Origin of the sequence: Sphingomonas gellani (genome assembly GCF_900110035.1) — a bacterium.
GTDB lineage: Bacteria > Pseudomonadota > Alphaproteobacteria > Sphingomonadales > Sphingomonadaceae > Sphingomonas > Sphingomonas gellani.
This window is the reverse complement of record NZ_FOCF01000003.1, coordinates 108230-121286: the sequence shown is the minus strand read 5'-3', so window position 1 is coordinate 121286 and position 13057 is coordinate 108230. Positions and strand designations below refer to the sequence as shown.

Annotated in this window: 15 protein-coding genes; 5 read left to right on the top strand and 10 right to left on the bottom strand. The window is 68.6% G+C overall.

Translation table 11 applies throughout. The features are described from left to right. Window positions 1-57 precede the first annotated feature (57 nt). Window positions 58-1908 (top strand): AcrB/AcrD/AcrF family protein, encoded by a 1851-nt coding sequence (locus BMX37_RS07380; protein ID WP_425288442.1) that lies wholly within the window; start codon window positions 58-60, stop codon window positions 1906-1908. 16 nt (window positions 1909-1924) lie between these two features. Here BMX37_RS07380 and BMX37_RS07375 read toward each other — a convergent pair whose 3' ends face one another. The 6 genes from BMX37_RS07375 to BMX37_RS07350 form a co-directional block, all read right to left on the bottom strand. Further along, entirely contained in the window at window positions 1925-2545 is a 621-nt protein-coding gene (locus BMX37_RS07375) for a MarC family protein (RefSeq protein ID WP_093665054.1), read from the bottom strand. Between the two features lie 6 nt (window positions 2546-2551). Beyond that, window positions 2552-3427 (bottom strand): bifunctional methylenetetrahydrofolate dehydrogenase/methenyltetrahydrofolate cyclohydrolase FolD, encoded by an 876-nt coding sequence (gene folD, locus BMX37_RS07370; RefSeq protein WP_093665052.1) that lies wholly within the window; start codon window positions 3425-3427, stop codon window positions 2552-2554. Next, window positions 3424-3702: a DUF167 domain-containing protein gene (locus BMX37_RS07365; protein ID WP_244501445.1), complete on the bottom strand. Its 279-nt coding sequence runs from the start codon at window positions 3700-3702 to the stop codon at window positions 3424-3426. The genes folD and BMX37_RS07365 overlap by 4 nt, the downstream gene beginning before the upstream one ends. A 25-nt stretch (window positions 3703-3727) precedes the next feature. Beyond that, a complete protein-coding gene (locus BMX37_RS07360; RefSeq protein ID WP_093665048.1) occupies window positions 3728-4030 on the bottom strand; it encodes a YggT family protein in 303 nt (100 codons plus the stop codon). 93 nt (window positions 4031-4123) lie between these two features. Then, on the bottom strand, window positions 4124-5023 hold the full coding sequence (gene argB, locus BMX37_RS07355) for an acetylglutamate kinase (RefSeq protein ID WP_093665046.1): 900 nt from the start codon (window positions 5021-5023) through the stop codon (window positions 4124-4126). A gap of 11 nt (window positions 5024-5034) precedes the next feature. Continuing rightward, a complete protein-coding gene (locus BMX37_RS07350; RefSeq protein ID WP_093665044.1) occupies window positions 5035-5754 on the bottom strand; it encodes a queuosine precursor transporter in 720 nt (239 codons plus the stop codon). 327 nt (window positions 5755-6081) lie between these two features. Between BMX37_RS07350 and BMX37_RS07345 the strand changes: the two genes are divergently transcribed. The 4 genes from BMX37_RS07345 (at window position 6082) to BMX37_RS07330 (ending at window position 9582) form a co-directional block, all read left to right on the top strand. Next, a complete protein-coding gene (locus BMX37_RS07345) occupies window positions 6082-6849 on the top strand; it encodes a ThuA domain-containing protein (RefSeq protein WP_093665042.1) in 768 nt (255 codons plus the stop codon). Between the two features lie 117 nt (window positions 6850-6966). Beyond that, the gene (locus tag BMX37_RS07340) at window positions 6967-7356 is read left to right on the top strand and encodes a nuclear transport factor 2 family protein (protein WP_093665040.1); all 390 of its coding nucleotides are present in this window, start codon (window positions 6967-6969) and stop codon (window positions 7354-7356) included. Window positions 7357-7558: 202 nt separating this feature from the next. Beyond that, window positions 7559-8917: a NupC/NupG family nucleoside CNT transporter gene (locus tag BMX37_RS07335; protein ID WP_093665366.1), complete on the top strand. Its 1359-nt coding sequence runs from the start codon at window positions 7559-7561 to the stop codon at window positions 8915-8917. Continuing rightward, complete coding sequence (locus BMX37_RS07330) at window positions 8914-9582, top strand: TMEM175 family protein (RefSeq protein ID WP_093665038.1); 669 nt, start codon at window positions 8914-8916, stop codon at window positions 9580-9582. The genes BMX37_RS07335 and BMX37_RS07330 overlap by 4 nt, the downstream gene beginning before the upstream one ends. On the opposite strand, the gene BMX37_RS07325 is transcribed toward BMX37_RS07330, so the two are convergent. From BMX37_RS07325 to egtB, 4 genes are all read right to left on the bottom strand, one after another. After that, window positions 9579-9818, bottom strand: coding sequence for a CBU_0592 family membrane protein (locus BMX37_RS07325; protein WP_093665037.1), 240 nt, complete (start codon window positions 9816-9818; stop codon window positions 9579-9581). The two genes, BMX37_RS07330 and BMX37_RS07325, sit on opposite strands and share 4 nt — an antisense overlap. 40 nt (window positions 9819-9858) lie before the next feature. Beyond that, window positions 9859-10740, bottom strand: coding sequence for a 3-hydroxybutyryl-CoA dehydrogenase (locus BMX37_RS07320; protein ID WP_093665035.1), 882 nt, complete (start codon window positions 10738-10740; stop codon window positions 9859-9861). Window positions 10741-10801: 61 nt separating this feature from the next. After that, the gene (gene egtD, locus BMX37_RS07315) at window positions 10802-11776 is read right to left on the bottom strand and encodes an L-histidine N(alpha)-methyltransferase (RefSeq protein ID WP_093665033.1); all 975 of its coding nucleotides are present in this window, start codon (window positions 11774-11776) and stop codon (window positions 10802-10804) included. After that, a complete protein-coding gene (gene egtB, locus BMX37_RS07310) occupies window positions 11776-13029 on the bottom strand; it encodes an ergothioneine biosynthesis protein EgtB (RefSeq protein ID WP_093665031.1) in 1254 nt (417 codons plus the stop codon). The genes egtD and egtB overlap by 1 nt, the downstream gene beginning before the upstream one ends. Window positions 13030-13057: the final 28 nt, after the last annotated feature.

Below are 13057 nucleotides of genomic sequence, written 5' to 3'. Positions count from 1 at the left end.
CCCCCGCGATAGAGCGGCGCGGGCGCGAAAGCCCGGGCATCTAGTGCGGGTGAACGCGTGAGGGAAGCATCTTCGGTCGGAACGCCGCCTGGCGCGACTGGCAGGGACCGTTTGCTGGTCGAACTGGACCGGCATTGGGTCCGGCTGGTGCTGGTCGCCTGGGTGGCGATCATGGCCTGGTACCTGTGGGATCGCTGGGGTCCGGTACGCTGGCTGTCGCTGGGCGATACCGACGACAACATGCGCCTGATGCAGGTGCGTGGGCTGCTCGCGGGCCAGGGCTGGTACGACCTGACGCAATACCGGCTCAATCCGCCGACCGGATTCAACATCCATTGGAGCCGCATCGTCGACCTGCCGATCGCGGGGCTGATCCTGTTCTTCCGCCTGTTCACCAGCAATGCGTGGGCGGAGCGGCTGGCCTGCGGCATCGCGCCGCTGATCCCGCTGTCGGTCGCCATGCTGGGCCTGGCCGCGACGGCGCGGCGGCTGGTGTCCCCCGTCGCCTGGCCGGTGGCGGCGGTGTTCCTGCTGCTCGCGCCGACCACCATGCTGATGTTCATGCCCGAACGCATCGACCATCATGGCTGGCAGCTGGCGATGCTCAGCCTGACCGTGGCGGGACTGTGCGATCCGAAGGGAACACGCGGCGGCGCCACCGTCGGCATCGCCAGCGCGGTCAGCCTGGCGATCGGGCTGGAGATGCTGCCTTATTGCGCGATGGCCGGCGCGATCATCGCGCTGCGCTGGGTGTGGGACCGGGCCGATGCGCTGCGTCTGCAGGTCTATGGCCTGACCCTGGCCGGGGCGAGCGCGGCCGGATTCGCCGCCTTCGCCTCCTATGCCAACCGCGTGCCGCGCTGCGACGCGCTGACGCCGGTGTGGTTGAGCGTGGTGGTGGTCGCGGGCGCGTTGCTGTTCGCGGCGGCACGCGTCAACCCGGCCTCGCGCGGCGTGCGGCTGGCACTGACGGTCGGCGCGGGTGCGCTGGTCGCGGTCGGCTTCGCGCTTTTGTTTCCGCAATGCCTGGGCCGCCCGGAACAGGTGTCGCCCGAACTCGCGCGCAACTGGCTGAACAACGTCAAGGAAGCCAAGCCGATCTATCAGCACCCCTTCCGCCTGGGATTCCAGATCGCGACGCTGCCGGTGATCGGCCTGATCGGCGCCCTGGTCGCCACATGGCGGGCGCGGCGCCGGGCGGAGATCGCCGGTTGGGCGCCAGTGGCGCTGTTCACCGCCTTCGCCTGCGCGATGCTGTTGTGGCAGGTGCGCGCCGGACCGGCGGCACAGCTGCTGGCGGTGCCGGGTGCGGTGGCGCTCGCCTGGCTGTTGGTGCCGATGACGCTGGGCCACCGCTCCGCGATCGTGCGGGTGCTGGGCACGGCCAGCGCCGTTCTGCTGGTGTCCGGTTCGTTCGCGCCGTTTGCAATGAAGCCGTTCGCGCTGAACCTGTTCGGCCATCCGATCGTCAACTACAACCCGCCGGGCCAGCCCAACGCCTATGTGCGCCGGGTCAACCGGGCGACCGGCATGTGCATGACCGCGCCCGCGCTGGTGCCGCTGAACCGCTATCCGGCGCAGACGCTGTTCACCTTCACCGACCTGGGGCCGCGGCTCATCACGCTGACCCATCACGACGCCATCGCCGGCCCGTACCATCGCAACGGCGACGCCATTCTGGACGTGCAGCACGCCTTTGGCCGATCGCCGGAGGAGGCGCATGCGATCATGAAGCGGCACGGCGCGACCATGCTGATGGTCTGCCCCGACATGGCGGAATCGACGATCTACCGCGCGCGCAACCCCGGCGGCTTCTACGACCAGCTGGCGCGAGGGCGGAAATTCGACTGGCTGACCCCGCTGCCCCTGCCGCGCGGATCGCCGCTCAGGCTGTTCCGGATCGGGTGAATCGACGGGCCAAGGGTCAGCGAAAGCCGACCTGGAGCCCGTCGATGACGAACTGCACCGCCAGCGCGGCGAGCAGCACGCCGAGCAGGCGGGTGATGACCGCCTCGATCCGGGTGCCGAGCAGGCGCATGATCGGCCCGGCCGCGAGCAGCGCGACCAGCGTGATCGCCAGGATCGTGGCGGTCGCCGCCAACACGATCAGGCTGCGTTCCAGCCCGTTGTTGCGCGCCATCAGCAACATCACGGTCGCGATCGATCCTGGGCCCGCGATCATCGGCATCGCCATGGGAAAGATCGACACGTCCTCCACCTCGGGACTTTCGGCGACCTTGGCGGCGCGATCCTCGCGCCGCTGGGTCCGCTTCTCGAACACCATTTCCAGAGCGATCAGGAACAGCATGATGCCGCCCGCGATCCGGAAACTGGCCAGGCTGATGCCCAGCCCGTGCAGCAACCCCTCGCCGAACAGCGCGAACACCAGCAGGATCGCCGCCGATACCAGCACCGCGCGGACCGCCATCGCGCGGCGGTGGACGCTGCTCGCGCCCGATGTCAGCCCCGCGAAGATCGGCGCACAGCCGAGCGGATCGATCACCACGAAAAAGGTGATGAACGTCGAGATGTAAAGTTCGAGCACCGGGCGTTACAGCGCGCTGCGATCGTAGGGCACACCCGCGCGCAGCGACGCCGCGACCAGCGTGTTGCGGATCAGGCAGGCGATGGTCATCGGCCCGACGCCGCCCGGCACCGGCGTGATCGCCCCGGCGACCTCACGCGCCGCGGCGAAGTCGACATCGCCGACCAGGCCCGTGTCGGTCCGATTGATGCCGACATCGATCACGGTCGCGCCGGGCTTGATCGCGCTGCCGGGGATGAAGCCGGGAATGCCCACCGCCGCCACCACGATGTCCGCCTGACGGACATGGGCGAAGGCGTCGCGGCTGCGGCTGTGGACCACCGTCACCGTGCAGCTTTCGCGCAGCAGCAATTGCGCCATCGGCTTGCCGACGATGTTGGACCGGCCGACCACCACCGCGTCCAGCCCAGCCAGATTCGGATGCACGGTGCGGAGCATCATGATGCAGCCGAGCGGCGTGCACGGCACCAGCCCGTCCAGCCCGGTCGCCAGACGCCCGGCATTGACCGGGTGGAAGCCGTCGACGTCCTTGTCCGGGTCGATCGCCTGCAACACCGCCTGCGCATCGACATGCGCGGGCAGCGGCAGCTGCACCAAGATGCCGTCCACCGCCGGGTCGCCGTTCAGTCGCGCGACCAGTTCCAGCAGTTCGTCGGTGGTCGTGGTGTCGGGCAGGCGATGCTCGAAGCTTTCCATGCCCGCCTCGCGCGTAGAGCGCCCCTTGTTGCGGACGTACACGGCGGAGGCCGGGTCCTCCCCCACCAACACCACGGCCAGGCCGGGCGCACGGCCCAGCTGGTCCCGGAAAACCGTCACACCCCGGGCGACGCGCGCCCTGAGGTCGGCCGCGATGGCCTTTCCATCGATGATCGTCGCGCTCATGGGGCCTCCGCATAAAGGCGGGCGGCGATTCCCGCCAGCACCTGCGGATCGCCGGACAGATGCAACCGCTTCAGCCGGGCGGTGGTGCCCGCTTCGATCGACACGTCGCGACGGGGTACCCCGAACGCCTTCGCCACCAGCGCGACCAGCGCCGTATTGGCCGCGCCGTCCACCGGCGGCGCGGACAGCCGCGCGGCAAAGTGACCGGCCCCCTCACCACCCGCGCCCAGCGCGTCACGCCCGCCGCGCGGCGTGACGCGCACGGCGATCGTCACGCCATCAGGCCGGATGCGCCAGGCGTCAGATGGTGGACAGGACATATTGTTCGGCGATCGAGGGGATCACGATCGTCGACAGGATGTACAGGATCAGCAGCACGACCAGGGGCGACAGGTCCAGCGCGCCGAAATCGGGCAGGATGCGGCGGATCGGGCGATAAAGCGGCTCCGTCATCCGACCCAGCGCATACCAGACGGAGCGGACGAACTCGTTGCCGGTGTTGATGACGTTGAAGGCGATTAGCCACGACAGGATCGCCTGGATCACGATGATCCACCAGACGAGGTCCAGCAGGACCTGCACGATGCGAAGAAGGGCGATCAAGAAGGGCTCCCGGGTTCGATACGCCCCTTCGTATAGGGACGATCCGGTCCGGTCGCTAGGCGGTGGTCGGTGCGCCCGGCTACAGCGGCAAGGTCACGCCCGGACCAGCGTGCCCGCGCCGGTGCGGGTGAAGATCTCCAGCAGCATGGCATGGGGCACGCGCCCGTCCAGAATCACCGCCGCGTCCACGCCCGCCTGAACCGCGGCGACGCAGGTGTCCAGCTTCGGGATCATGCCCCCGGTGATCGTGCCGTCCGCCTTCAACGCCGCGATGTCGGCGGGGTGAAGGTCGGTCATCAGCTGCCGATCCTTGTTCAGGACGCCCGGCACGTCGGTCAGCAGGAAGAGTCGTGCCGCCCCCAGCGCACCCGCGATCGCGCCCGCCATGGTATCGGCGTTGATGTTGTAGGTGTGGCCGTCCGCGCCGTTCGCGATCGGTGCGATCACCGGGATGATGCCGTCCGCGCACAGGCTGTCGATCAGCCGGCGGTCCACCGCCACCGGCTCACCGACAAAGCCCAGGTCGACATGCCGCTCGATCCCCTGCAACGGGTCCGCGTCGCGCCGCCCGACCTTGGCCGCGCGCACCAGCCCGGCGTCCTTGCCCGAAATGCCGACCGCACGCCCGCCGGCCGCGCCGATCCAGCCGACGATCTCCTTGTTGATCGATCCGGCCAGGACCATTTCCGCGATCTGAGCGGTTTCCGCGTCCGTCACGCGCAGCCCGTCGACGAAGCGCGATTCGACGCCCAGCCGCTTCAGCATACGCCCGATCTGCGGGCCGCCGCCATGCACCACCACCGGGTTGATGCCGACCGCCTTCAACAGCACCATGTCCTCGGCGAAATCGCGCTGCAACTCGGGCGCGCCCATCGCGTGGCCGCCATATTTCACCACGAACGTCTGCCCAGCATAGCGCTGGAGATAGGGCAGAGCCTCCGTCAGCGTTTCCGCCTTAGCGAGCAGTTCGGGGCCGGGGGAGTAATCGGTCATGGCGCGGGCCGTTACGCGCGCATCGCCTGCCCGTCCAGCCGCCGGCCCAAGGCGACGAACAGGTACAGCGCGGGCGGCACCAGCAGCGCCGACAGGATCACCTTCACGATCATCTGGCCCATCAGCAACTCGCCGATCGGAAACACGCCGGCAAAGGCGATAGTCACGAACAACAGCGAATCGACCACCTGGCTGAGGATGGAGGACACCGCCGCACGCAGCCACAACAGGTGTGATCCCTCCCGCCCCTTCAGCGCGGAAAAGACGGTGACGTTCAGCGTCTGTGAAATGCCATAGGCGATGATCCCGCCCAGCCAGATGCGCCAGGTGCCGCCCAGCACCAGCTGGATCGCGTCGCGGTTCGCGGGGATCATGTCGGATGCGGCGGGCAGCGCGCGCACCAGTACCGACAACAGGATCGACACGACCAGCGGCACGAAGCCGAACACCACCAGCTTGTTCGCGACGCTGCGCCCATGCAGCTCCGCCACCGCGCTGGATGTGACCACCAGCAGCAGAAAGGCGAAGATCCCCGCCTCGATTGCCAGTGGCCCCAGGCCGACCATGGGCCCCACCAGCGACAAGGGGCCGAGCGACACCTGCTTGTTGCCCAGCACGCCGGCGATGCACACCATGCCGCCGTAGAAGATCGAGAACGCGAACAGCGATCGCGAAATGAGCGGGGCCGCGACGGCGGAAGCGGGCGGCGCGGCGGAAGCGTGTGTTGCCATGGTCCCGTCTATCGGCTGCGGGCCACCCGGTTCAACCCCGTTCCGGCGGCCTGCGCGGGGCAATTGCAGGAATGTGAAGTGGAGAAAGTGGAGAGCTGAAACGCATGGCTCCAGTTCGCCGCACCGGAGACCATCAGGCAGGGGTGGGGCACGGACCGGGCGACGACGAAGGACACCCCCGTGCCCTGCACCACCGACGGCCGGTAGGACAGCGTTGCGGAGCCGCATTCGCACAACATCCCGCATACCCACGTCCGACGAAGGTCGCGCTTGCGCCGTGCCACCCCGCCCGCGATGGTCGCGGTGCGCCAAATCAGAGGGTACGCGATGAAGGCCGTTGTGCGGGTGCTGATCGCCCTTCTGATGTCGCTGATGCCGGTGGCGGCGCGGGCGGATGACCAGTTCAGGCTGCTGGTGATCGCGACGCCCAGCAAATATCATTACGAATACATTCCGGTCGCGCGCGACAGCCTGGACCGGCTGGCAAAGCTGCATGCCTTCGCCGTGACCTGGACCAGCGACCCCGCCGCGTTCGACAGCGACCTCAGCCGATATGCGGCCGTCATGTTCCTCAACACGCCGCCCGAACAGCTGAACGAGGGGCAGCGCCGCCGTTTCGAGACCTATATGCGCGCCGGCGGCAATGCGGTGGTGGTGCACCGCGCCGCGATCGTCCCACCGGGGGCATGGCCCTGGTTCGAGAAGCTGGTCGGCCGGTCCTTCGTCAACCATCCGATGGTGCAAACGGGCGTCTTGCAGGTGGTCGACAGGACCTTTCCCGCCACGTTCGGCCTGCCCGATCGCTGGATCTGGAGCGATGAGTTCTACGTCACCGACAACCCGTTCCACATCGCGATCAACCCCGTGCTGAACGCGGACGAGACCAGTTACGACCCGACACGCATCTGGCCGGGCCAGGTGGGCCACCGCATGGGCAAGGACCATCCGGAGGCGTGGTTCCACACCTTCGAAAAGGGACGCGTGTTCACCACCCTGCTGGGACACGACGTCGAGATGTACCGGGACGATCGTTACCTGCAGCACCTGCTTGGCGGCATCTACTGGGCCGCCACGGGGCGCGGGCAGGTGCGATAGCAGTCGCTCACCCAAGGCCGCGCATCCTCGGCACGGCGCACGCGTGCCGGCTGTCCTGGTGCGTGCGTCCGCGATATTGCGTTCCCAAGCTCGGACCTACTTCCAAGGGCAGCACGCATGTCTCGACTGGAGCAGTATATCGCCGGGTGGCGGGCGCATGACGCGGACGCGATCCTTGCGACGCTTACCCCCGATTGCGTCGTCATCGAGAGCTTCGGCCCGATCTACCGCGGTCACGACCGGGTCGCCCGTTGGGTGTCCACCTGGCTGGCGCAGGACGGCCGCGTGATCGACTGGACCATTCGCGATCTGCGACCCTGCGCCGAGGGGGAGGTGGCCGAGTGGACGTTTCGCTATACGTGGCGCGGTGAGGAGAACAGCTTCGACGGTGCAACCATCGCGATGCTGCGCGACGGTAGGATTTCGTACCTGCGTGAATATGCCACGACGGCGGCGCTGTACGATTGGCACGGTGAGTGGCGGCCACTTGAGGTAGCGGCGTCGTAGCCTGCCCCCACACCCGTCGGGCACGGTGTCCGTGGCTCAGTTCTCTTCCCGTGCCCCGGCCGATCGCCTGCCAAGATCGCGAGTGACATCCGTCCACCGACCGGCCTTTCACCGCCGCTTGTCGAGAGGGCGTGAAATTTCCTATGCTTGCCCGTGAGTGAAAGGGCTGCGACGTGCCGGGCCTGCACTGGGGAACAGCAGCTTGAACCGTATCCTGATCGGCCTGGCCGGCATCCTGGTCATCCTTGCCATCGCCTTTGTCCTGTCGACCGACCGCCGCGCGATCCGGTTGCGCGTGGTCGGGTCCGCGTTCGCGTTGCAAGTCGCGATCGCGATCATCGTGCTGTACTGGGCGCCGGGACGCGCGGCGCTGGCGGGGGCATCCGCCGGAGTGGCGGCGCTGCTCGGCTATGCGAAGGCGGGCGTCGATTTCCTGTTCGGACCCCTCGCCAGTCCGGAGATCGGCGGCCACAGCTTCGCCATCGCTGCGCTGCCGGTCATCATCTTCTTCGCCAGCCTGGTGTCGATCCTTTATTACCTAGGCATCATGCAGTTGGTGGTGCGCTGGATCGGCGGCGCCATCGAATGGGTGATCGGCGCGTCCAAGGTGGAATCGCTGTGCGCGGCCGCCAACATCTTCGTCGGTCAATCCGAATCGCCGCTGGTGATCCGCCCCTATCTGGCGGCGCTGACCCCGGCGCAGCTGTTCACGGTGATGACCAGCGGCATGGCAGGCGTGGCGGGCACCATCCTGGCGGCCTATGCGTCGATGGGGATCAGCATCGACTATCTGCTCGCGGCCAGCTTCATGGCGGCGCCGGGCGGGATATTGATGGCGAAGATCATCATGCCCGATCGGCCGGCGTTGGCCGGCGACCATGCCGCCGACCAACGACCGACGTCACGGGAGATGGCACCACCCCCCGACATCCACCTGTCGGAATCGCGCATCAGCGGTCAGGGCCCCGCCGCTCTGCTGCCCGAGGGCGCAACGCACACGGTCGCCGGCGAGCCCCTGCCCGAGGCGACGCATGACGAGGAGAAGCCGGCGAACCTCATCATGGCCGCCGCGCAGGGCGCGCAGACCGGGGTGAAGCTGGCGGTGGCGGTCGGCGCGATGGTGCTGGCGTTCGTCGCGCTGGTGGCGCTGGCCAACGGCCTGCTGGGCGCGGTCGGTGGTCTGTTCGGCTATCCGCAGCTGAGCTTCCAGGGGCTGCTGGGCCATGTCTTCCAGCCGGTGATGTTCCTGCTCAATGTGCCATGGCGCGAGGCGGGGATCGCGGGCGGCCTGTTCGGCGAAAAGATCGTGCTGAACGAGTTCGTCGCCTATATCGACCTGGGCAAGCAGGCGGCGCAGCTGTCGCCGCGCACCGTGGCGATCGTCACCTTCGCATTGTGCGGGTTCGCCAATTTCTCCTCCATCGCGATCCAGATGGCGGTGACTGGGGGCCTCGCCCCCAATCAGCGGCCGACGATCGCACGGCTGGGCCTGCGCGCGCTGGCGGCGGGCAGTCTGGCCAACCTGATGTCGGCGGCGCTGGCCGGTCTGCTGATCGGATGAGCGCGCTCTCCGACGCGCAAACCGAGGCGCATGCGGATGCGCATCCGGGCCATCAGCTGGAACGGCTGGCGTTCTTTTCGGACGCGGTGTTCGCCATCGCCATCACGCTGCTGGTGATCGAGATCCACCCGCCGCACGTCCATGATCCCGCCGACACGGGCGCCTATCTGCGCGCGCTGGCCGGGCTGTGGCCGGAGATGTTCGGTTTCCTGATCAGCTTCTATTCGATCGGCAATTTCTGGGTCGGCCATCACCGCGCCTTTTCCATGGCGGCGCACTGGAGCGAGCGGCTGCTGCTGCCCAACCTGGTCATGCTGCTGGCGATCGTCGCGATGCCGTTCGTCACCGGCTTCATGAGCATCAACGGCAGCGCACGGGTGCCGACCGTGCTGTACAGCGGGTGGCTGTTGTTCGCGGCGCTGGTCAATCTGTGGCTGCAACGTCGCGTGCTGACGCCGCCGGTGTTGAGCGACCAGGTCGCGCCCGAACGCATCGGCACGATCCGGCGGCGCGGCCAGGCCGTGACGCTGGGCGCGGCGTGCGCGCTGATCGCGTGTTCGCTGGCGCCATGGCCGGGGACCGGGATGGCGGCGCTGCTGACCATCCCCTTGTGGCGCATGCTGCTGGACGCCCGCGCGCGCACCGCCGGACGCCGACGGCGCTAACGCCGTAGCGCCAGCCGGATCAGCCCGACCAGCGCGATCGCCGCCCACGCCGCCTCCACGATCACGGCCGACAGGTTGAAGTCGTGCCACAGGCTGGCGAGGATCAGGCTGGCGCCGACGAAATTGCCGGCCAGCGCCCAGCCGCTGCGCGCGTCCAGCCGGCCGCCGATCGTCAGCGCATAGGTGCCCAGGATCACCGCGCTGCCCGCCAGTCCAACCGCGTCGAACAGGGTCATAGGTGCGGGCGCGCGCGACCCGCGCGCCCCATCGGTGCCGTCATCGGGTCGGCACCGGCTCCGCACCCGAATAGTCGTAGAAGCCGCGCCCGCTCTTGCGACCGTACCAGCCGGCCTCGACATATTTGACCAGCAGGGGGGCGGGGCGGAACTTCGGGTCGCCCGTGCCCTCGAACAGGACGCGCGTGATCTCCAGGCAGGTGTCCAGGCCGATGAAGTCCGCCAGGGTCAGCGGCCCCATCGGGTGGTTGAGGCCCAGCTGGCAGGCGGCATCGATGTCGGGGATGGTCGCCACCCCCTCCCCCAGCGCGAAGCACGCCTCGTTCAGCATCGGCATCAGCACGCGGTTGACGATGAAGCCGGGTGCGTCGTTCGCCCGCACGACCCGCTTGCCCAGCCGCTCCGCGAACGCCTCCACCTTCGCCACCGTGGCGTCGCTGGTGGCCAGGCCGCGGATCAGCTCGATCAGGCCCATGACGGGCACCGGGTTGAAGAAGTGCACCCCGACGAAGCGCGCCGGATCGGGCGCCGCCTGGGCCAGCCGCGTGATCGGGATCGACGAGGTGTTGGAGGCGAGCACGGCATCCTGGCCCAGCACCAGCCCGACGCGCCCGAAGATGTCGCGCTTGATCGCCTCGCGCTCGGTCGCCGCCTCGATCACCAGCGCGCAATCGCCCATCGCATCGACCGCATCGACGGGCTCGATCGCGGCCAGCGCCGTGTCGCGCGCGTCGGCTGCGATCTTTTCCTTGGCGACCAGACGATCGAGCTGTTTGGCGATACCCGCCTTGCCCGCCTCCGCCCGATCGCGCAAAATATCCGCGAGAAGCACGTGATAGCCGGCCTGCGCGGCCACCTGAGCGATGCCGGCGCCCATCTGGCCGGCCCCGATCACGCCCACGACCTGTTCGGTTGCAGTCATCCCCTCACTCCTCGATCGTTTGCGTCGCCCTTGCCCGCTTCAGGCGAGGAGGGGAAGCCCGTCAGGGCGCGGCCGCTTCGGGCAACGCCTCCGCCAGATGCACCGCAAATCGATCGTCGGCGTCCGTCCAGCAGGCCCGGGGGGTCCAGCCGCCCGCCGCCAGCAACAGCCGCGCGTCGCGGTCGCCATATTTGTGGCTGTTCTCGGTGTGGATGGTCTCACCCGCCCGCATCGCGAAGTCGCGGCCGGCAACCGTGAAGGCCACGTCCTCCACCGCCTCCAGATGCATCTCGATCCGCGCGGCATCGTCGTTCCAGCGCGCGACGTGGCGGAAGGACTCGGCCGGGATCGTGCCGTCCAGTTCGCGATTGATGCGGTGGAGCAGGTTGAGGTTGAACGCCGCCGTCACGCCGCCCGCGTCGTCATAGGCCGCGACCAGCGTGGCCGCGTCCTTGACCCGGTCCATGCCGATCAACAGCATCGCGCCTTCGCCCAACGAAGCGCGCATGGTGCGCAGCAGGTCCACCGCCTGCACCGGCACCAGATTGCCGATCGTGGAGCCCGGAAAAAAGCCCAGCGCCGGTTTGCCGCGCACGGCATCGGGCAACGCCACCGCGCGGGTGAAGTCTGCCTCCACCGGCAACACGGTGAGGCCTGGATGATCCTTGGCCAGCGCCGCCGCGGAGTCGCGCAAAAAGGCGCCGGAGATGTCGATCGGCACGTATGCGGATGGGTCGACATGGCCGAGCAGGATCGGGGTCTTGGTCGACGATCCGGACCCGAATTCCACCACCACGCGACCCGCGTCGGTCAGGGTGGCGACCTCGGCACACGCCCGCTCCAGGATCGCGACTTCCGTCCGGGTCGGGTAATATTCGGGCAGGCGGGTGATGTCCTCGAACAGCTCCGACCCGCGCCGGTCGTAGAACCAGCGCGCCGGAATCGCGCGGGGACGTGCCGTCAGTCCGGCCAGCACGTCGGCGCGGAACGCCGGATCGGCGATGGGCTCCACCTCTGCGGGGGATAAAGGCGGCATCAAAGGTCCTTCGCCAACCGAACGCCGGTGAATTGCCAGCGCTGGTGCGGGTAGAAGAAGTTGCGGTAGCTGGCGCGGCCGTGCCCGCGCGGCGTGGCGCACGATCCGCCGCGCAGCACGAATTGACCGTTCATGAACTTGCCGTTGTACTCGCCGACCGCACCCTCCGCGGCGCGAAAGCCGGGATAAGGGCGAAACGCGCTGCCGGTCCATTCCCACACATCGCCGAACCAGCGCGGGCCGGTGCCCGCCTGCGGCGCGACGGGGCCGGCGGTGTCCATCTGGTTGCCGCCCACGGGGTCGTGACCGGCCGCGGCCGCTTCCCACTCCGCCTCCGTCGGCAAGCGCGCGCCGGCCCAGGCGGCGTAGGCGTCCGCCTCGAAGAAGCTGACATGAGTGACCGGGGCGGACGCATCGACGGGCTGGCGTCCGTCCAGGCCGAATCGGGTCCACCCGTCGCCCTGCCGTTCCCAGTACATCGGCGCGGCGATCCCCTCGCGCTTCACCCAGGCCCAGCCGTCCGACAGCCACAGGCGTGCGTCGTCATAGCCGCCATCGGCGATGAACGCGGCCCATTCAGCATTGGTCACCGTCCGGTCCGCGATGGCGTGCGGATGGAGCAACGCTTGGTGACGCGGTCCCTCGCAATCGAAGGCGAAGTCGCCCCCGTCATGGCCGATCTGCACGAGGCCGCCGGGACGCTCGATCCAGCCGGGGGCGCTCGGCACCGCCACCGGGCGACGCGGCGCGGCGGGCCACAGCGCCGGTTCCAGCGGGTTTTCGGAAAACAGGTGCAGGATGTCGGTGACCAGCAGTTCCTGGTGCTGCTGCTCATGATGGCAGCCCAGTTCGACCAGCGCCTGCACCGCCGCCGGCAGGGTCGGCAGCGCGTCGGAAAGCGCGGCGTCGACATGGCCGCGATAGGCGCGCACCTCGTCCAGCGTCGGCCGGGTCACCATGCCGCGACGGTGCCGCGCATGACGCCGGCCCTCCGCCTCGTAATAGCTGTTGAACAGGAACGGCCAGCGCTCGTCGTGCAGGCGGTATCCCGGCACATGGTCGCGCAGTACGAACGTCTCGAAGAACCAGGTGGTGTGCGCCAGATGCCATTTGGCAGGCGATGCGTCGGGCATCGACTGCACCGTCGCATCCGCGTCCGACAAGGGTTCGGCAAGCGCCAGCGACAGGGCGCGCACGGCGGAAAAGCGATCGGACAGGCCGGACAGGTCCTGCCGGACGGGTAATGACGACATGGACGGCGGCCCTCCCACAGGTGCACAA